Genomic DNA, 18,854 nt, shown 5'->3' on the forward strand with positions numbered 1-18,854 from the left:
TGCTAGGCTCCCATCACAAAAACATAGAGGGAGCGAACGCCGATGGCCGCAAGCGGTCTGCCCGCCAACACGAGCGGGCTATTCGTCGAGCCGCGGGAGGACTGGCTCGCGCGACATCAGGAGGAGATCATCGATCCAGCCCGGCCGATCGTCGATCCCCATCACCATCTCTGGAATCGCGGGCACCGCTACCTGATCGAGGAGATGGCGGCCGACATCGCCTCGGGCCACAACGTCATCGGCACCGTCTATGTCGACTGCCGCTCCATGTATCGCGCGCGCGGGCCCGAGGCATTCCGGCCCGTCGGCGAGGTCGAGTTCGCCAATGGCGCCGCCGCGATGAGCGCGAGCGGCGGCTACGGCAAGGCCGCGATCTGCGCCGGCATCGTCGGCCATGCCAATCTGCTGCTGGGCGATGCGGCGAGGCCGGTGCTGGAAGCGGAGATCGCGGCGGGCAACGGCCGCTTCCGCGGTATCCGCCATTCCTCGGCGTGGGACGAAGACCCTGCCGTCGCCGGCATGTATGCGAACCGGCCGAGGGGACTTTTGCAGGACGCAACGTTCCGCAAGGGCTTCGCCTGCCTTGCGCGGCTCAATCTCAGCTTCGATGCCTGGCTGTTCCATCCGCAGATCGGCGAGCTGACCGAACTCGCGCGCGCCTTCCCCGACACCAAAATCGTGCTCGACCATTGCGGCGGCCCGGCCGGAATCGGCCGCTTTGCCGGACGTCGCGAAGAGGTGTTTTCGCAATGGCGCGCCTCGATCCAGGAGATCGCCAAATGCGAGAACGTGGTGGTGAAGCTCGGCGGACTCGCGATGTGCCTGCTCGGCTATGACTTCCATCTGCGCGAGAAGCCGCCGTCGTCCGAGGAGCTTGCCGCGGCATGGCGGCCCTATGTCGAGACCTGCATCGAGGCATTCGGGCCCAAGCGCGCGATGTTCGAGAGCAATTTCCCGCCGGACAAGGGCCAGTGCAGCTACCAGGTGATCTTCAACGCCTTCAAGCGCATCGCAGCGTCTCTGAGCGAGGCCGAGAAGACATCGCTGTTCTCGCAGACCGCAACCGATTTCTACCGGCTCGATCTGCCGTCATGACGAGAAGAGGGGCCGGGAAGTGATCCCGACCCCTCTTCGTCGTGGCCGCTGGGAAGCGTCCTTGAAATTTGAATGACTAGCCGGCGCCCATCAGCGAGGCCGGACGGCGCTCGCCCGTGGAGACGAACATCTTCTTGAGCTTGTTGACGACACGGATCAGGAAACCGATCATCACCGGATTGGTCTTGCGGCAGAAGGCGATCTTCTTGACGTAGCCCTCGACATGCCATTTGGCATGGGCCCCGTCCCGGAAGAAGATGACGTCGCCGGGGCCGTAGCGCTTCGGCGGCATGCCGTCGCTTTCGAGCACGATCGATCCTTCCATGATCATGATCGTCTCGTCGATGTCGTAGTACCAGTTGAAGCGGCCTTCGGTGCAGTGCCAGATGATGGTCGACGCAGTGCCGTCGGCGCTGGTGGACAGGATGTGCGAGCGCGACACCGGGTTGCCCTCGATGATCCAGGACGGCTCGATCGGCCGCAGCTCGAGGTCCACATTGCAACTACCGACTTCGATCAATGCGCGCGACATCTGCTTCCCCAGAAGTATAAAATATGTATGGCCGGGTCTCGGCCCGGATTGTTTCGAAAGATGTTGGGACGCTAGTAGCCGGTTTTTAATTCTTTCTTACGCGGGTCCCGAAAATCAGCCGCAAGTTGCAGGTGCGAAACGGTTAACGTCAGGATTTCTCTGCAAATTCGCGCACATGAACCGACCTTTTCGGGGGTGCGACAAAGCGCGCGAAGTATCAGCAAGGAGCTCCACCGATGCCCCTGACCCCGGAGGTTCTGACGGCCAACGGCGACGTCGTCGCCTGGCTCGGCAGCCTCGATATCTCCTTTGCGCCGGACGAGGAGCGCTGGTTCACCATCGACGGCATCGAAAATCCCCGGCAGATCGGCAGTGACGGCTCCGGCGGCGCGTTCGTGCTGCTGCCGTCGCGGCATGTGCTCTACGTGTCATCGGAAGGTCGCGCCGGGATCATCGCGGAGAGTTTCGAGGCCTTCGTCCAGCTCGTCGTCGCCCGCCCCTACTGGTTCGACATCCTGAAATTCTCGGCCGGCGGCGACCTCGCGGAGATGCGGCGCGCGGCGGATGCGCTGGAGGCGACACTCGACGACGAAGACGACATCAGCGAGGCGAGAGAGGAAATCCGCGGAGGCCTTGACCTGCCCGAGGCGGACGATCCGGTCGGCGCGCTCTACGAAGCGGTCGCGGCTTCCGACGCCATCGTGCGAGCGACCGATGGCAGCCCGTTCACGACGCTTTTCAACCGCTTCAGCATCGACAGCAATCCGACGCTGCGTAACGCAGCGGCGTGAGCCGCCGCACAGGAATATGAGTCTACGAAATATGTCGGCCGATCCTTACCTCTCCCCGACGGGGAGAGGTGAAGCGAGAGTTACTTCGCCCACTCGCCCTTACGGAACACCGGCACCTTGCTGCCGTCGGCCAGGATGCCGTCGATGTCGGTCTCGGCCGAGCCGATCATCCAGTCGATATGGATCAGGCTCTGGTTGCCGCCCTGCGCCGCGATCTGCTGCGGCGTGAGCTCGGCGCCGTTGACGAAGCACTTCGAGTAGCACTGGCCGAGCGCGATATGCGAGGCCGCGTTCTCGTCGAACAGCGTGTTGTAGAACAACAGCCCGCTCTGCGAGATCGGCGAGGAATGCGGCACCAGGGCCACCTCGCCGAGGCGCCGTGCGCCCTCGTCGGTGTCGAGCACCTTGTTCAGCACCTCCGCGCCGCGCGAGGCCCTGGCATCGACGATCTTGCCGTCCTCGAAGCGCACCGCGATGTTGTCGATCAGCGTGCCCTGGTAGGACAGCGGCTTCGAGCTCACGACATGGCCGTAGACCCGCCGGCAATGCGGGGTGGTGAAGACCTCTTCGGTCGGGATGTTGGCGTTGCAGCTGATGCCATTCTTGGAGAGCGAGGCGCCGCCTTCCCATTCATGGCCATCGGCAAGTCCGATGGTGAGGTCGGTGCCCGGCCCGCTATACTGGAGCGCTCGGAAACGCTGGCCGTTGAGCCAGTTGGTGCGCTCGCGCAGCACCGCATTGTGGCTCGCCCAATTGCTCATCACGTCTTCGCGATCGACGCGGGAGGCGGCGAAGATCGCATCCGCGAGCTTGCCGATCGCAACCTCTTCGGGATCGTTCGGAAACACCTGCTTGGCCCAGGACGGGCTCGGATAGGCGATGATGTTCCAGTTGGTGTCGAAATTGACGATCTTTTCCAGCGCCGGCTGGTAAGCCATCGAATTCGCCTTGCTGGCGCGCGCAACCTTGGACGGATCCTCGCCCGACAGCAGCATCGGATTATCGCCGACGATGGCGAGCCGCGCGGTGTTGTCGGAGAACGCCTTGGCCATGCCCTCATAGAGCCAGCCGGCGGCGCGATCGAAACTGTTGTCGTGACCGTGGCGGTAGCGCGCCAGCGTCATCTCCTCGTCGGACAGGATCGGCGTCACGATGCCGGCGCCGGCCTTGTAGGCGTGCACGGCGATCCGCCGCACCAGCGGCAGCGCGATCGCAGGCGCCGTCAACAGCAGATCCTGCCCCGGCCGCAAGCCCAGGCCCACCTTCACCGCCACCTCGGCCAGCCGGTCGAGTTTCGCGGGATCGATGGGAGTGGGCGTATTGCGGTGATCAGTCATGCGGGGTCCTCTGCCGAAGGTCTCTCGTTCAATCTAAGTCTAGCATCGCGAGACACAAGTGTGCGAGCACCTCGCGACACATGAAAGATACGCAATTTCACGCATCGTGGTTTTCAACGCGTTGCGGATTTCAGCACCCGGTCGACCATGGCCGGCGCGAGCCCGAGGTAATTTTTCGGTGAGGTGAGCGCCTCGATCGTGGCGCGGTCGATGCGGCTCGCGACCCGAGAGTCGGACGAGAGCGCATCCGCCAGCGTCAGGCCTTTCTCGTTGGCGAGCCGGCAGGCGTCATAGACCACGTCATGCGCCTCCTGCCGCCCGATCTGCGGCGCGAGCCCCATCATGACCGCTTCGGCCACGATCAGGCCCCGGCTGATGGCGAGATTGTCGTTCATCCTCGCCTCGTCCACGATGAGGCCCGCGAGTGCGAATTTCGCCTGGTGCAGCGCGCCGGCGGTGAGCACGAAGCTTTCCGGGATGGCCATCCACTCGGCGTGCCAGGGACCGGTGGCGCGCTCGAAATCCTGCACCATGGCATCCAGCATCAGGCCGGCGTGCTGGCGCACTGCCTTGCTTGCTGCGAGCATCAGTTCCGAGGAGATCGGGTTGCGCTTCTGCGGCATGGTCGAGGAGGCGCCGCGGCCCTTGACGAACGGCTCGTAGATCTCCGCGAATTCGGTCGAGGCCATGATCATGATATCGAGCGCGATCTTACCGAGCGAGCCGGTGACGAGCGCGAGGAAGTTCAGGCCTTCCGCAAAGCCATCGCGCGCGACGTGCCAGGTCGAAGTGGGAACGCCGAGCTGCAGCTCGGCGCAGAGCGCCTCCTGCACCTCAAACCCCTTGTCGCCGAGCGAGGCCAGCGTGCCCGCGGCGCCGGCAAACTGGCCGACCAGGACGCGCGGCTTCAACTGCGCGAGACGCTCGGCGTGGCGGTCGAACATCGCGAGCCAGATCGCGGTCTTGTAGCCGAACGTCACCGGCAGCGCCTGCTGGAGATGGGTGCGGCCCGCCATCGGCGTGTCGCGATAGCGCCGGGAGAGATCAGCGAGGATTTTTCGCAGCTCGGCGATATCGCTCTCGATGATGTCGAGCGCGGCGCGCAGCTGCAGCACCACCGCGGTATCCATGACGTCCTGCGTGGTCGCGCCCCAATGGACGTAACGGCCGGCCTCGCCGCACTGCTTCACCATCTGGTGCACCAGCGGGAGGATCGGATAGCCGACGATGTCGGTCTCCTGCCGCAGCAGGTCGAAATCGAGCGCGGCGACATCGGTTCGCGCCGCGATCTCCTCGGCGGCTTCGCGCGGGATCACGCCGCAGGTCGCCTCCGCCTTCGCAAGGGCCACCTCGACCTCGGCATAGCGGCCGACCAGCGCGATGTCGGAGAACACCTCGCGCATCTCGGCCGTGCCGAAGGCATCGCGGAAGAGCATCGAATCGAGCACGGTGGTCGAGGCGGGAAAAGCGGACATGGGCGTTTCTTTATGGTTGGTGTTTTGTGTGGGGTCAGCTTACGCAGGCCGCAGTGTTCGGCAATGGACAATGGCGGTTCGCATGCGTCGTTCATCGACCTGCGTGATGGTTCCAAAAACTTGCACGCGGCACCAGACGAAACATATTCGAGCCCGCAGCATTGCTTGATGAAGATGACCCTTGCTGATGACAGCAAGGGGTACGCTAACACCGGCATACGTTGGGATGCGGGAAGCGTGGTCACGCGCTTTTTATCCGTGGTGACCTGGCGCGCCGCTGCAAAACCCGACGCGGCATCATATGTCGCGATTGAATGATCAACGTCATCTCATGACGGTTTGCCAACCGCTATTCGGAGCCAACATGGGCGAAGTTATTCGATTTGTCTCGAAATCCGAGCGCGAGCGCACACGCCTCATTCAGGAGGCACGCGCGATCTACGACAGCATCTTCCCGCCGGCTGATCCGGCCAGCGAGAGCCAGGACAAGGTCGCGGTCGGCCGCGCGTTCATTGGCCGCGACGGGGGTAACCTGTCGTGATCAAGATCATCGCGGTGCTTTGCAGCCTCGCCTCTCCGACCAATTGCCACGAGCAGCTCGTCACCAGCTCCGACTTCGCGCAGGTCTCGGTGCAGTCCTGCCTGATGGGCGCACCGCAACTCGCCGAATGGATGAACCAGCATCCGGCCGAGCGCCTGGCGGCCTGGCGCTGCGTCATCGGTGAGCAGAACGGCCGGGGAATCTAGCGGTCCTTCCGGTGTTCGCGATCATCGTCACCGCCTGGCCGCGCCGATCCACCTCGGCTCTATCGGGTGGTGTTGCTCCAGGTCGGCACTGAATTGGTCACGCCCACCGACGGCCAGTTATAGGTTCCGACCGACGGCGCAGTGACCGTGCCGACAGTCTGTCCGGACGAGCCGTAAGCGGCCCCGGGCTGCGCGGCCGGCGCGCCAGCGCCGCTATAGGTCGGGCCCATCACGTTGGTGCTGTAGTGCCGGCTCGACCGGTGCTTCTTCGCCTCAGCCGCGAAGGGCGCGGCAAGCAGTCCTGTGGCGATGAGTGCGGCAATGGCGAGTTTCATGCGGGTCATGGTTGGTCCCTCGGTCGCTGGGAGCCCCTTGTGCCATCTGTTCATTGATCGGGAGATTTCCATAGGCACACGGTCATAACACCGTGTACAGGCGATTGTGCCGGATTGCGGCTGCCGCCGAGATCGATGCCGAAAGTTTTGCGCAGGCCGATCTGCCCGGCCGGCGTGATGCGCACGATCCGGCTGTCGCGGTCCCGTCTCAGCCAGCCGCGCTCCAGACAGCAGCGGTGGATCTCCGCACCGACGTGACCGGCGATGTGATAGCGGCGCTCGCTCCAGTCGAGACAGGGGCGGCAGAAGATCCGCCGGCTCCCGGATTTCGGCGCCGGCATCGCGCCGAACGCGGCGAGAAAGTCCATCCCTGAAGCCGTCACCTCGCCGCCGTCATCCGTCAGGACCACGTGCCCTTTGGCGATGAGGGCGTCAGCAATGGCGACACCGAGATAGCCGGCCAGATGGTCGTAGCAGGTGCGCGCGAAACGAAGCCGATCCTCCGTGATCGAGCGCGGCTGGTGGCGCTGCGGAAGCTCGATGGCGGCGACGGCCTTGATGCCCTCCAGCATTCTGGCCACCAGCGGCGAAGCGATGCGGTAATAGCGGTTGCGGCGTTTCTGCGTCACGTGGAGCAGCTTTGCACCGACGAGCTTGCCGAGATGTCCGCTCGCCGTCGATCGCGATATTCGCGCGCGCGAGGCAAGCTCGCTTGCGGTCAGCGCCTGACCGCCCATCAGCGCCGCAAGCATCGTGGCCCGCGCGGTGTCGCCGACCAGCGCCGCCACTTCGACCATGTTTGCCGCTGCGACCATGGCGAGACCGTATCCCGGCAGCATTGGCGCGACAACGGCAATGGTTTGGCGGCGGCCGAACCATCGGGCACCGCGCGCGCTCTATCCTGGCTTCCGCAAACGGGCGGCAGCCATACGAGGAGCCATATGAAGAGAATCCGCGTGGAGCCGATATCGAGCTATCTGGAGCGCCGCCGCAAGGGCCCGATCCACCCGGTCCTCGTCGCCGGGGGCCTGGTCTATCTGTCCGGCCTGCCGCCGTTCGACCCTGACACGGGCGACGTCAGGCCGCTGCCGTTCGAGCGGCAGGCCGAGATCGTGCTCGAACAGATGCAGCGCTGCCTGGAGGCGGCAGGATCGTCGCTGGCGGAGGTGATCAAATGCAATGTCTATTGCACGCCCGATCCCGCCCATTTCGCCGCGTTCAACGCGGTCTATGCCCGTTACTTCCACGACCATTCGCCTGCACGCATCTTCGTGCACGTGCCGTCGTGGCCCGGGCCATTCGACATCGAGGTCGACTGCGTCGCACTGGCAGGGCGCGACGGATGAGCTTGTCGCGGATGGCCTGCCTTCGGATGGACCCGAATCAGCGCTAGTGCATTGCTCATCAAGTGACCTCCCTGGACGCAAGCAGCATGACCGGCCCCGAACTGAAGCAGCTCCGCAACGACCTCTCCGACGCGCTCGAGCGCAAGCTCACTGCGGCCGACATGGCCAAGCTGTGCGGCTTGCCGGAGAAGGGCGGCGCCGACATCATCCGGCGTTGGGAGGTGAGCGGCCCGTCGCCGGCCGCGACCAAGGTGCTGCGCGTGCTTGCGATGGCGAGCGAGCGCTATCCGATCATGGAGAAGTTCGACATCTTCGACCGTCACGACGTGCGCGAGGAAGACCGGCCGGCCAAGCGCGCCGCATTCCGCGAGCAGATGCGCGAAGAGGCGCGGCGGCGTCTTGGTTAATGAAAGTCGCGCGAAGATTGCTCAGCAAGCGCCGGATTAAGCCTTCCTTCAGCATTTCTTAAGCCGCCATTAAGCACGAAAAGCATTTGCAGCCCAATACGTTAGGTTGGGTGCCGCTGTGCCACGGATGTGACAGCATTTTCGACAAAAGCGAGCTATCTGCAAAACCAACGCGGCGCGGATAGCGCGCCTGCCGGGGACCTTTAGTGCTGGAGTTTGGACGATGAAAAAGATTCTGATTGCGACTGTCGCGCTGCTCGTCGCGGGCGCTGCCGCGCCGGCCGCCGGTGCCGATCTCGGTAGCCGCAATTATTACAAGGCGCCCGCGCCGGCCTATGCCGCGCCGATCTACAACTGGACGGGCTTCTATATCGGCGGCCATGTCGGCGGCGCGTTCTCCAGCGACAACAATTTCAACGGCCTCTCCACCGGCAACAACGGCAACGGCCGTTTTCTCGGCGGCGTGCAGGTCGGTGCGGACTGGCAGCTCAACCCGAACTTCGTGGTCGGCGTCGAAGGCCAGTACTCCTGGCTCTCCGGCAGCGTCGGCGCGGTATTCCCCGGCGGCATCGCCTACACCAACGACCAGCGCGGCCTCGGCTCGATCACCGGCCGCGTCGGCTACACCTGGGGTCCGGGCCTCGTCTATGTGAAGGGCGGCTACGCCTATTCGGACAACAACGAGAAGGTGACCGTCGGCGGCGTGCCGACCGCCTTCGTCATCGATGGCGATCACAAGAACGGCTACACGATCGGCGCCGGCCTCGAATACATGTTCGCCCCGAACTGGTCGGCCAAGGCCGAGTACCAGTATTACAATTTCGGCGATGCGCACTTCACCGGCGGCCCGCTGGCGGGCACCGGCAACTTCACCACCGACGATCACACCGTCAAGGCGGGCCTCAACTACCGCTTCAACTGGGCCAACTCGACGGTCGCGCGCTACTGATCGGTTAGCAAAACCTTATTCAGGCGAAGGGCCGGCGTTCTCGCCGGCCCTTCTTTTTTGCTTTTTGGCTCCGCTTTTTTCGCCCTGCGGAACCAATGCAAGCAATTGCGCGAATTGCGATTTTTTAACCCGCCCCACCGATACTGTCCGCCACAAAGCAGAAGCAAGAGCGTTGGGGGAATTTTCGATGGCGATCCGTCTCAGCCTTGGCCGTGTCTTCGGCCGTTTGAAGCCTCGCTTCAAAATGCCCAAATGGGGCGTGCGCGGCAGCCTGTTCGCGGCCTTCGCATTGATCGCGGGCATGGGCCTCGTGATCGCGGCCGGCGCCGGCTTCGTGTTCAAGCACCTCGGCGAGACCATGATGGACCTGAGCGGGCGCGACATTCCGCGCCTCTCCGCCAGCCTTCAGCTCGCCTCGCAGAGCGCCACGCTCGCGGCGCAGGGCCCGGGCGTGCTGGCATCGCCGTCCGACGATGCGCTGAACGATCGCACCAAGAGCGTGAAGGAGATCCAGCAGCTCGCCATGGCCAAGCTCGGCGAGATCATCGAGCTCGGCGCCGACAAGCAGATCGCGGGCGCGCTGCGCGATACCGCCAAGAGCATCGACGAGGCCACGCAGAGCCTGGTCTCGGCGGCCCGCGAACGGCTCGATACCGGCGCGCTGCACGAGAAGCAGTATGAAGCGTTGCGCAAGGCCCAGCTTGCCTTCGTCGGCGCGGCGGGTCCGGCGATGCTCGATGCGCAGACGCGCCTCAACGCGATTCTCGGCGCGGCCGATCTCTCTGCGGACGATGCCACCGAGGCCGCCCGCACCGTCGCGCAGATCTCGACGATCTCCGCCAACGGCAACCTGATGGCCGCCGACATGATGGCGGCGCTGTCGGCCAACAACAGCGACACGCTGGAGGCGATCGAGAAGGAATTCAAGACGACGCGCGACCGCGTCAAGTCGAACCTCGAAGACCTGCCGAACATGCCCTCGGTGCAGGCCGTGCGCGACGCCGTGCAAAAGCTGTTCGCCTTCGGTGAGGGCAAGACCGGCGTGTTCAAGATCCGCCAGAAGGAGCTCGATGCCATCGACTATGGCCAGACCATCCTGGACGAGACGCGCAAGCTCAATGTCGGCCTCGGCATCAGCGTGCAGCAGCTCGTCGACGGCGTGCAGAAGGAGACCAATGCGTCGACCTTCCAGGCGCGGCAGGAGATTTCGCTGGCGACGACCGCAATGCTGGCGCTGGGCGCGCTGATGCTGGTCGGCTCGGCGCTGTTCGTCTGGCTCTATGTCGGCCGCAACATCCTGCGCCGGATCGGCGCCCTGCAGCAATCGATGCAGTTCCTGGCGAACGGCGACCTTGAGACGGAGATCTACCGCTCGAAGAACCACAATGACGAGATCTCGGTGATGGCGAACGCGCTGCAAGTGTTCCGCGAGAGCATGATCGAGGCCCGCGCGATGTCGAGCGAGCAGGACAAGGACCGGGTCGCCAAGGCCGAGCGCGCCGCCCGCATTGAGGCGAAGATCGCCGAGTTCGAAGGCACGGTGCGCACCGCGCTCGACAATCTGGCGCAGTCCGCCAATTCGATGCAGTCGACCGCGCAGAGCATGTCCAACACCGCCGACCAGTCCAACGCGCTGGTGAACGCAGTCGCCTCGGCCGCCGAGGAGACCTCGGTCAACGTGCAGACCGTGTCGGCCGGCACCGAGCAGCTCTCCTCCTCGATCGAGGAGATCAGCAAGCAGGTCGTCACCTCGGCCGCGATCGCCAAGAAGGCGGTCGACGAGGCCGGCGCCACCGACGCCACGGTGCAGAGCCTCGCCGACAGCGCGAGCCGCATCAGCGTCGTCGTCGACCTGATCCAGACCATCGCCTCGCAAACCAATCTGCTCGCGCTCAACGCCACCATCGAGGCGGCGCGTGCGGGCGAGGCCGGCCGCGGCTTCGCGGTGGTCGCCTCCGAAGTGAAGAGCCTGGCGAGCCAGACCGCCAAGGCCACGGAGGAAATCCGCACCCAGATCGCCAGCATGCAGCAGGTCACGACTTCGGCGGTCGGCGCCATCCAGGGCATCGGCCGGATCATCGGCGAGATCAACGACGTGACCACGACGATTGCGGCTGCGGTCGAGGAACAGGGTGCGGCGACCCGCGAGATCGCCCGCAACATCCAGCATGCCGCCGGCGGCACCAGCGAGGTCTCCAGCAACATCGTCGGCGTCTCCACGGCCTCGGCTGAAGCCGGCGCTGCCGCGAGCGAAGTGCTGGGCGCCTCCGATGCGCTCCGCCGCGAGGCCGACATGCTGCGCGGGGAGATCGACGCGTTCCTCAACAACATGCGGGCGGCGTAGTTCGCGATTGGAGCGGCGCAGGCTCTGCGTGCACCGCTCGGATGCATTGCGACAGGACATGGGAACGGGTCCGTCGGGCCTCGATTGGACAGATGTGTCTGATCGAGGAGCCAATCATGAACGAAGCCACCCTCCCCCGCGCCCTCGTGAGTGCAGGAGCAACGCCGATCGAGCGGATGTATTTCGCGTGGAACGATGCGCTCTCGCACAATGACGTGGACGCGCTATTGGCGCTCTATGCGGACGATTCGTGGCTCGAAAGTCCGCTGGTTCCGCACCTGCTCGGCATCGAGAGGGGATGGCTGCACGGACGCGGGGAGCTTCGCGCGCTGTTCGACCTGCTTGCCATCCGCAAACCGCCGGTCCGCCAATATCATCGCACCGCATATCTCACCGATGGCAAACGTCTGATCTGGGAATATCCGCGGGACGCAGGCCACGGCGAGCAGATGGATTTTGTCGAAGCGATGGAGCTCAATGACGCCGGCCTGATCCAGCGCCATTGCGTCTATTGGGGCTGGTTCGGCTTCCGCGTTCTCCAACGCGACGAGTACCGCCACTAACCTCGCCGCCAGCGATCCGGGCTACGGAAAATCGGGCCGGAATGACGGTTATGCGGAGTAGCGCCGGCAGCGTTTTTCGGCTGGCATCCCGCCCGATGTGCGGGTACCGATAGTCCATGAACGCGAAAACCGACACCGTGCCGTCCTCGGCCGAGGCCCTGCGCTACCCCTGGGAACAGCATCCCGGCCCCGACGAGGTGGTCGAGATCAGGCCCGGCATATTGTGGGTGCGGCTGAAGCTGCCGTTCCGCCTCAACCACGTGAACATCTATCTGCTCGCCGACGGCGACGGCTATGCGATGGTCGATGCCGGCTTCGGCAACGAGGAGACGATCGAGGCCTGGACCAAGCTGTTCGACGGGCCGCTGAAGGGCGTCAACATCACGCGGCTGATCGTGACGCATTCGCACCCCGATCATGTCGGCCTCGCGGGCTGGATCGTCGAGCGGTTCAACTGCCCGCTGCTGATGTCGCAGGTCGAATATCTGCAATCGGTCTATCACCAGAACCGCGGCACCGAGGAGCGGCGCGAGGCGCAGCGGCTGTTCTTCCGGCGCCACGGCATGGACGAGTCGCTCACCGAGAAGCTGCTCGGCCGCGGCCAAGATTATCTCAAGCGCGTCTCGGTGCTGCCGCCGTCCTACCGCCGCATCTCGCACGGCGACGAGGTCGTGATCGGCACGCGCCGCTTCAAGGTGATCACCGGCGGCGGCCACGCGCTCGACCAGGTGATGCTGTATTGCGCCGATGACAAGCTGTTCCTCTCCGCCGACCAGGTGCTGAGCAAGATCTCACCGAATGTCAGCGTGTGGGCGGTCGAGCCCGACCAGAACTCGCTCGGCGAATATCTGGCCTCGCTCGCAAGCCTCACCACCACGCTGCCCTATGATTTGCTGGTGCTGCCCGGCCACGGCGTGCCGTTCTACGGCCTCAAGACCCGCATCAAGCAACTCGCTGACCACCACGAGGAGCGCTGCCGGCTGATCGCGGACGCCTGCCGTGAGGTGCCGCAGACCTCGCGCGCCCTGGTGCCCGTTGTGTTCAACAAGCATGTGCTCGACGAGCACCAGATGGGTTTTGCCGCCGGCGAACTCGTCGCCCACGTCAACTACATGATCGTCGAGGGCCGGCTCACGGCGGAGACAAAAGACGGCGTGCTCCAGTTCAGGACGACGTGAGAGAGCCAGGGCTCGCATTCGCGCGAATGGTGCAGAGCAGCATTATGTCTCGCGCGAGCTTGATCGGGATCACGTTTCAATCCGCACGATAGGGCATTTTGCCCAAATGCCTCGCATGCCCAGATGTGGGATAGCACATAGACATTAGAGCTGGAAAAGCTCTAAGAAGATGCCGCCTTTTGGTCAGTTCCGTCTTGGGTTTTGCCGATGGATTACGCCCAGTTCTTCAATTCCGCCCTCGATCGTCTCCACAATGAGCGGCGCTACCGCGTGTTCGCTGACCTGGAGCGCACGGCGGGCCGGTTCCCGCACGCGGTCTGGCACTCGCCCAAGGGCAAGCGCGACGTCGTGATCTGGTGCTCCAACGATTATCTCGGCATGGGTCAGCACCCGAAGGTGGTGGGCGCCATGGTCGAGACCGCGACGCGCGTCGGCACCGGCGCGGGCGGCACCCGCAACATCGCCGGCACGCATCATCCGCTGGTGCAGCTCGAGGCCGAACTCGCCGACCTGCACGGCAAGGAAGCGGCGCTGCTGTTCACCTCGGGCTACGTCTCGAACCAGACCGGCATCGCGACCATCGCAAAGCTCATTCCGAACTGCCTGATCCTGTCGGACGAGCTCAACCACAATTCGATGATCGAAGGCATCCGCCAGTCCGGCTGCGAGCGGCAAGTGTTCCGCCACAACGATCTCGCCGATCTCGAAGCGCTGTTGAAGGCGGCGGGTCCGAACCGGCCGAAGCTGATCGCGTGCGAGAGCCTCTATTCCATGGACGGCGACGTCGCCCCGCTCGCAAAAATCTGCGATCTTGCCGAGAAATACGGCGCGATGACCTATGTCGACGAGGTCCATGCCGTCGGCATGTACGGTCCGCGCGGCGGCGGCATCGCCGAGCGTGACGGCGTCATGCATCGCATCGACATCCTCGAAGGCACGCTCGCCAAGGCGTTCGGCTGCCTCGGCGGCTACATCGCCGCCAACGGCCAGATCATCGACGCCGTACGATCCTATGCCCCGGGCTTCATCTTCACCACCGCGCTGCCGCCGGCGATCTGCTCGGCCGCAACCGCGGCGATCAAGCACCTGAAGACCTCAAACTGGGAGCGCGAGCGCCACCAGGACCGCGCCGCCCGCGTCAAGGCGATCCTCAATGCCGCCGGCTTGCCTGTCATGTCGAGCGATACCCATATCGTGCCGCTGTTCGTCGGCGATCCCGAGAAGTGCAAGCAGGCCTCGGATATGCTGCTCGAGCAGCACGGCATCTACATCCAGCCGATCAACTATCCCACCGTCGCCAAAGGCAGCGAGCGGCTGCGCATCACGCCCTCGCCCTATCATGACGATGGCCTGATCGACCGGCTCGCCGAGGCACTGTTGCAGGTGTGGGACCGCCTCGGCCTGCCGCTACGCGAGAAATCGCTGGCGGCGGAGTAAGTCTTTCTTACCCTCCCCTGGAGGGGTCCGGGACGAGCGTAGCTCCTTAACGACAACCCCAGTTCCGCGCGTGTCCCGGCATTTCGCTGTCGCCTCCACCCGGCCAACGCGCTAGATTTGCAAGCGAAAATGAGATCGGGCGCCCTGGCGCCCCTGGGAGAAGCACGCTCGCCATGCAGCACGATTGGGGCGTGATCGCCGCCGCCTTCGGCTATATCGGCTTTCTGTTCCTGGTGGCGAGTCATGGCGACCGCCGCTCGCAGGCCAAGGCCGGCCGCGCGTCGGGGCTGATCTACCCCCTGTCGCTGGCGATCTACTGCACGTCCTGGACCTTCTTCGGCTCGGTCGGCTTCGCGACCCGCACCTCGACCGACTTCCTCGCGATCTATGTCGGCCCGATCCTGATGATCGGGCTTGGCGCCGGCGTGCTCCGACGCGTAATCCAGCTCGCCAAGACCCACAACATCACCTCCATCGCCGACTTCATCGGCGCGCGCTACGGCAAGAGCCAGGCGGTGGCGGCAACCGTCGCGCTGATCGCGATCATCGGCTCGGTGCCCTACATCGCGCTCCAGCTCAAGGCGGTGGCGTCCTCGCTCGAAACCATCCTGAGCGAGGACCAGGCGTTCTCCCACATCCCGATCCTCGGCGATGTGGCGCTGATGGTGACGCTGGCAATGGCAGCCTTCGCGGTGCTGTTCGGCACAAGGCAAACGGACGCCACCGAGCACCAGCACGGCCTGATGCTCGCGGTCGCAACCGAATCCATCGTCAAGCTGGTCGCCTTCCTCACCGCCGGCATCTTCGTCACCTTCTGGATGTTCTCGCCCCACGAGCTGATCGAGCGCGCAATGAAGACGCCGGAGGCGGTGCGCGCCATCAACTATTCGCCGTCGATCGGCAACTTCCTGACCATGACGCTGCTGTCGCTCTGCGCGGTGATGCTGCTGCCGCGCCAGTTCCACGTCAGCGTGGTGGAGAATTCATCGGATGCCGAAGTCGGCCGCGCGCGCTGGCTGTTTCCGCTCTATCTCATCGCCATCAATCTGTTCGTGATCCCGATCGCGATCGCCGGCCTCGTGACTTTCCCGTTCGGAGCGGCCGATCCGGATATGTACGTGCTGGCGCTGCCGATAGAGGGCGGGGCGGATCTGCTCAGCGTCGCCGTCTTCGTCGGCGGCCTGTCGGCTGCGACCGCGATGGTGATCGTCGAATGCGTCGCGCTCTCCATCATGGTCTCGAACGACCTCGTGGTGCCGCTGGTGCTGCAACGGCGGCCGGAGGGACGCACCGGCGGGGCCGATTTCAGCGACTTCCTGCTGCGCTCCCGCCGCCTTGCGATCTTTGCCATCATGGTGATGGCCTATTTCTACTACCGCGCGCTCGGCAACACCCAGCTCGCGGCGATCGGCCTGCTCTCCTTTGCCGCCATCGCCCAGCTCGCGCCGAGCTTCTTCGGCGGGCTGCTGTGGCGGCGCGCAACCGCGCGCGGCGCGATCGGCGGCATGCTGGTCGGCTTCGCGGTGTGGCTCTACACGTTGTTCTTGCCGAGCTTCATGGATTCCTCGACGGCCGGCATCCTGTGGCTCCAGCATGGTCCGTTCGGGATCGAGGCGCTGCGGCCGCAGGCGCTGTTCGGCGCCGACCTGCCGCCGCTGATGCATGGCGTGATCTGGTCGCTATCGCTCAACATCCTCACTTATGTGCTGCTGTCGCTGGCGCGCCAGCCGTCGTCGATCGAGCTGGTGCAGGCCGATCTGTTCGTGCCCAACACGCTGGCGCCGATCTCGCCGAATTTCCGCCGCTGGCGCACCACCGTCACGGTGCAGGACATCCAGGCCACGGTGGCGCAATATCTCGGGCCCGACCGCGCCCGGCATTCGTTCGAGGCCTTTTCGGCAAGGCGCAATATGCGGCTTGAGCCCGCGGCACCCGCCGATTTCGAGCTGTTGCAGCATGCCGAGCACCTGATCGCCTCCTCGATCGGGGCGGCCTCGTCGCGCCTCGTGATGTCGCTGCTGCTGCGCAAGCGCACGGTTTCGGCGAAAGCCGCGCTGAAGCTGCTCGACGATTCCCACGCGGCGCTGCATTTCAACCGCGAGATCCTCCAGACCGCGCTCAACCATGTGCGCCAGGGCATCGCGGTGTTCGACGCCGACCTGCAACTGATCTGCTCCAACCGCCAGTTCGGCGATCTCCTCAACGTTCCCCCGCATTTCATCCAGTTCGGCACCCCCTTGCGCGAGATCCTGGAATTCATGGGCGTGAGCGATCCGGCCGGCCAGACCGATCGCGAGGCGATGATCGAACAGCGGCTCGTCGCCTACACCACCGACAGCGAACCCTATCTCGAGCGCCTGCCGGAACGCCACATGGTGATCGAGGTGCTCACCAATCGCATGCCCGGCGGCGGCTTCGTCATCACCTTCACCGACGTCACGCCGACCTTCGAGGCCGCCGAAGCGCTGGAGCGCGCCAATGCGAGCCTGGAAAAGCGCGTGCGTGACCGCACCGAGGAATTGACGCGGCTGAACTCCGAGCTCGCGCTCGCCAAGAGCGCGGCCGAGGACGCCAGCATCTCCAAGACGCGCTTCCTCGCGGCGGCCAGCCACGATATCCTCCAGCCACTGAATGCGGCGCGGCTCTATGTGACGAGCCTGGTCGAACGCCAGCACAATGGCGAGGAAACGCGGCTGGTCGAGAACATCGACGAATCGCTGCAGGCGATCGAGGAAATCCTTGGGGCGCTGCTCGACATCTCCAGGCTCGACGCCGGCGCGATGACCACCTCGATCTCAAGCTTCAAGATGGCGGACCTGATGCGCTCGCTGGAGATCGAGTTCGCGCCGATCGCCCGCGCCAAGGGCCTCGACCTCACCTTCGTGGCCTGCTCGCTACCGGTCGAATCCGACCGTCTGCTGTTGCGGCGCCTGCTCCAGAACCTGATCTCCAACGCGATCAAATATACCCCGCGCGGCCGCGTGCTGGTCGGCTGCCGCCGCCGCGGCGCCTCGCTCAAGATCTGCGTCTACGACACCGGCGTCGGCATTCCGGCGGCCAAACGCACCGAGATATTCAAGGAATTCCACCGCCTCGAGCAGGGCGCCCGGATTGCGCGCGGCCTCGGGCTCGGCCTGTCGATCGTCGAACGGCTGGCGCGCGTGCTCAAGCACGGCATCAGCATCGACGGCAATGCCCGCGGCGGCTCGGTGTTCTCCGTGACGGTGCCGACGGCGAAGGCTGTGACGCACACGGCCGCCGTGACCAGCGCGACGCCGCTGGCGCGCACGCCGATCTCGGGCGCCCTGATCGTTTGCATCGAGAACGATGCGGCGATCCTCGACGGCATGCGCACGCTGCTGAAGGCGTGGAACGCCGAGGTGATCGCGGTCGCCGATCCCGAGGGTGCGATCGCGGCCATCGAGGCCGCCGGCCGCCGCGTCACCGGCCTGCTCGTCGATTATCATCTCGACCGCGGCAACGGCATCGCCGCGATCCGCGACATCCGCCGCCGCTTCGGCGATACCATCCCCGCGATCCTGATCACCGCCGACCGCAGCCCCGCCGTGCAGGTCGCGGCGCGCGACGAGAAGATCGCGGTGCTCAACAAGCCGGTGAAGCCGGCTTCGCTCCGCGCCCTGCTGGGTCAGTGGCGAACGCAGCAGATGGTGGCGGCGGAATAGGGATCGTCTTGTTGCGAGACGCCGGCACGCCTTCGCGCGTCAAGGCGCAAGCCGCGTGAACACGTAGTCGCGGCTTTTGGCGCGAGCTTCGTGACAGCCCCAGCAAGTCCGATGCTGGGCCTCGTCGACCGGCTTGCCGTCGACGAAGCGGCCAAAGCCCCAGCCGCCGGTCGAGGCGTATCTTTTGGAGTCCTTGACCATCACCTGGACCGTGGTGGCAGCGCCAGGGATCGTCGCGGACGCGAACTGCGGAGATTGCTTCCTCGTCCAGGCACGCTTGACCAGAACGGTGCCGTCCGGAAACGGAAGTTTTCCGCCCTGATAGGCCTCGATCGCGATCTGGTTGCCGACCACTGCGCGAAGCTCGTCGAGCGGGGCCGCCTCTTCGGCCGGCGCGATCAGCTCCCACTGCTTGTAGCCCGGCGGGATCGTGACGCCGAAGATCGGCGAGGCGTCCGCCGTCGCCGGCTCGTCCGCGAGGGCGATCGTAACCGGATACGGCACGCAGGTCAGGGCAACGACGAGGAGGAGCACGGCCAGCGCGATCATCGTCCTCGTGAATGGAAATTTGCTCTTTTCAGATTTCATTGTCGCCGTGGCGCTTCATCGAGTTGCATGTGACACCCCGGTCCAGC

Annotated in this window: 19 protein-coding genes; 13 read left to right on the forward strand and 6 right to left on the reverse strand. The window is 64.9% G+C overall.

Annotated elements, in window-relative coordinates:
* The first annotated feature begins 42 nt into the window (after positions 1-42).
* On the forward strand, positions 43-1,095 hold the full coding sequence (locus JJB99_RS34095) for an amidohydrolase family protein (RefSeq protein ID WP_200496473.1): 1,053 nt from the start codon (positions 43-45) through the stop codon (positions 1,093-1,095).
* A gap of 76 nt (positions 1,096-1,171) precedes the next feature.
* Here JJB99_RS34095 and JJB99_RS34100 read toward each other — a convergent pair whose 3' ends face one another.
* Complete coding sequence (locus JJB99_RS34100; protein WP_092212323.1) at positions 1,172-1,627, reverse strand: cupin domain-containing protein; 456 nt, start codon at positions 1,625-1,627, stop codon at positions 1,172-1,174.
* A gap of 236 nt (positions 1,628-1,863) precedes the next feature.
* Between JJB99_RS34100 and JJB99_RS34105 the strand changes: the two genes are divergently transcribed.
* Positions 1,864-2,418: a hypothetical protein gene (locus JJB99_RS34105; RefSeq protein ID WP_200496474.1), complete on the forward strand. Its 555-nt coding sequence runs from the start codon at positions 1,864-1,866 to the stop codon at positions 2,416-2,418.
* 80 nt (positions 2,419-2,498) lie between these two features.
* Here JJB99_RS34105 and JJB99_RS34110 read toward each other — a convergent pair whose 3' ends face one another.
* Positions 2,499-3,755, reverse strand: coding sequence for an aminopeptidase (locus JJB99_RS34110; RefSeq protein ID WP_200496475.1), 1,257 nt, complete (start codon positions 3,753-3,755; stop codon positions 2,499-2,501).
* A 113-nt stretch (positions 3,756-3,868) separates the two neighbouring features.
* A complete protein-coding gene (locus JJB99_RS34115) occupies positions 3,869-5,230 on the reverse strand; it encodes a class-II fumarase/aspartase family protein (RefSeq protein ID WP_200496476.1) in 1,362 nt (453 codons plus the stop codon).
* Positions 5,231-5,293: 63 nt separating this feature from the next.
* On the opposite strand from JJB99_RS34115, the gene JJB99_RS34120 reads away from it, so the two are divergent.
* Genes JJB99_RS34120 through JJB99_RS34130 form a run of 3 tightly spaced genes read left to right on the forward strand, consistent with a single transcriptional unit; the run spans position 5,294 to position 5,977 of the window.
* Positions 5,294-5,548, forward strand: coding sequence for a hypothetical protein (locus tag JJB99_RS34120; RefSeq protein WP_200496477.1), 255 nt, complete (start codon positions 5,294-5,296; stop codon positions 5,546-5,548).
* A gap of 46 nt (positions 5,549-5,594) precedes the next feature.
* Positions 5,595-5,771, forward strand: coding sequence for a hypothetical protein (locus JJB99_RS34125; RefSeq protein WP_200496478.1), 177 nt, complete (start codon positions 5,595-5,597; stop codon positions 5,769-5,771).
* A complete protein-coding gene (locus tag JJB99_RS34130; protein WP_200496479.1) occupies positions 5,768-5,977 on the forward strand; it encodes a hypothetical protein in 210 nt (69 codons plus the stop codon). The genes JJB99_RS34125 and JJB99_RS34130 overlap by 4 nt, the downstream gene beginning before the upstream one ends.
* Before the next feature lie 59 nt (positions 5,978-6,036).
* Here JJB99_RS34130 and JJB99_RS34135 read toward each other — a convergent pair whose 3' ends face one another.
* On the reverse strand, positions 6,037-6,321 hold the full coding sequence (locus JJB99_RS34135; RefSeq protein WP_200496480.1) for a hypothetical protein: 285 nt from the start codon (positions 6,319-6,321) through the stop codon (positions 6,037-6,039).
* A 41-nt stretch (positions 6,322-6,362) separates the two neighbouring features.
* Positions 6,363-7,127 carry an ArsR/SmtB family transcription factor gene (locus JJB99_RS34140; RefSeq protein WP_200496481.1) on the reverse strand — a complete coding sequence of 255 codons (765 nt, stop codon included), beginning with the start codon at positions 7,125-7,127 and terminating at the stop codon, positions 6,363-6,365.
* 126 nt (positions 7,128-7,253) lie between these two features.
* Between JJB99_RS34140 and JJB99_RS34145 the strand changes: the two genes are divergently transcribed.
* The 8 genes from JJB99_RS34145 to JJB99_RS34180 all read left to right on the forward strand — a co-directional run bounded on the left by JJB99_RS34145 (position 7,254) and on the right by JJB99_RS34180 (position 18,219).
* Positions 7,254-7,658: a RidA family protein gene (locus tag JJB99_RS34145; protein WP_200496482.1), complete on the forward strand. Its 405-nt coding sequence runs from the start codon at positions 7,254-7,256 to the stop codon at positions 7,656-7,658.
* A gap of 86 nt (positions 7,659-7,744) precedes the next feature.
* On the forward strand, positions 7,745-8,065 hold the full coding sequence (locus JJB99_RS34150; RefSeq protein ID WP_200496483.1) for a hypothetical protein: 321 nt from the start codon (positions 7,745-7,747) through the stop codon (positions 8,063-8,065).
* Between the two features lie 223 nt (positions 8,066-8,288).
* Positions 8,289-9,014 carry an outer membrane protein gene (locus tag JJB99_RS34155; protein WP_200496484.1) on the forward strand — a complete coding sequence of 242 codons (726 nt, stop codon included), beginning with the start codon at positions 8,289-8,291 and terminating at the stop codon, positions 9,012-9,014.
* Between the two features lie 187 nt (positions 9,015-9,201).
* Complete coding sequence (locus JJB99_RS34160) at positions 9,202-11,358, forward strand: methyl-accepting chemotaxis protein (protein WP_200496485.1); 2,157 nt, start codon at positions 9,202-9,204, stop codon at positions 11,356-11,358.
* 116 nt (positions 11,359-11,474) lie between these two features.
* On the forward strand, positions 11,475-11,921 hold the full coding sequence (locus tag JJB99_RS34165) for a nuclear transport factor 2 family protein (protein ID WP_200496486.1): 447 nt from the start codon (positions 11,475-11,477) through the stop codon (positions 11,919-11,921).
* Between the two features lie 116 nt (positions 11,922-12,037).
* Positions 12,038-13,099, forward strand: coding sequence for an MBL fold metallo-hydrolase (locus tag JJB99_RS34170; RefSeq protein ID WP_200496487.1), 1,062 nt, complete (start codon positions 12,038-12,040; stop codon positions 13,097-13,099).
* Positions 13,100-13,306: 207 nt separating this feature from the next.
* Positions 13,307-14,536, forward strand: coding sequence for a 5-aminolevulinate synthase (hemA, locus tag JJB99_RS34175; protein ID WP_200496488.1), 1,230 nt, complete (start codon positions 13,307-13,309; stop codon positions 14,534-14,536).
* A 173-nt stretch (positions 14,537-14,709) separates the two neighbouring features.
* Positions 14,710-18,219 carry a PAS domain-containing hybrid sensor histidine kinase/response regulator gene (locus JJB99_RS34180; RefSeq protein ID WP_200496489.1) on the forward strand — a complete coding sequence of 1,170 codons (3,510 nt, stop codon included), beginning with the start codon at positions 14,710-14,712 and terminating at the stop codon, positions 18,217-18,219.
* A 39-nt stretch (positions 18,220-18,258) separates the two neighbouring features.
* On the opposite strand, the gene JJB99_RS34185 is transcribed toward JJB99_RS34180, so the two are convergent.
* The gene (locus JJB99_RS34185; RefSeq protein WP_200500430.1) at positions 18,259-18,768 is read right to left on the reverse strand and encodes a cytochrome P460 family protein; all 510 of its coding nucleotides are present in this window, start codon (positions 18,766-18,768) and stop codon (positions 18,259-18,261) included.
* Positions 18,769-18,854 lie beyond the last annotated feature (86 nt).

It is taken from the genome of Bradyrhizobium diazoefficiens (assembly GCF_016616235.1).
Lineage (GTDB): Bacteria > Pseudomonadota > Alphaproteobacteria > Rhizobiales > Xanthobacteraceae > Bradyrhizobium > Bradyrhizobium diazoefficiens_H.